Genomic DNA, 386 nt, shown 5'->3' with positions numbered 1-386 from the left:
ATGTGGAGACGAGCAACGACTTGCCAAACCGGCGCGGCCGACTGAGGAAATAAATATTTCCATTACTTACCATGTCGTAAATCAGAGCGGTTTTGTCCACATAGACATAGTTATCTTCCCTGATTTTCCTGAAGTCTTGTATACCAATGGGATATTTCATATTGCTTGACAATTTATGCAATGAGCGCACCTATCAATGTTTTGATACGAACGATTCTATTTGCAAATATATGGAATTTAATTGACTATTCGATCTTATTATATAAAGAAAAGTATCTTTTCCATGATGGAAAGATATATTTCGGCTCAGTAGAAAATTAGTGAGGACAGATTTACAAGTGACAAAGCTAATAAAAGAGCTTTCATGCAGTTTTAGGACATAAGGA

At 35.8% G+C, this 386-nt stretch carries 1 protein-coding gene; it reads right to left on the bottom strand.

What is annotated here, in order from left to right; genetic code table 11:
- A partial coding sequence (locus tag JHU38_RS12310; RefSeq protein ID WP_207859426.1) for an AAA family ATPase occupies positions 1-160 on the bottom strand: 160 nt, incomplete at its 3' end.
- Positions 161-386: the final 226 nt, after the last annotated feature.

It is taken from the genome of Prevotella illustrans, assembly GCF_017426725.1.
GTDB lineage: Bacteria > Bacteroidota > Bacteroidia > Bacteroidales > Bacteroidaceae > Prevotella > Prevotella illustrans.
This window is presented reverse-complemented; position numbering and strand designations above follow the sequence as displayed.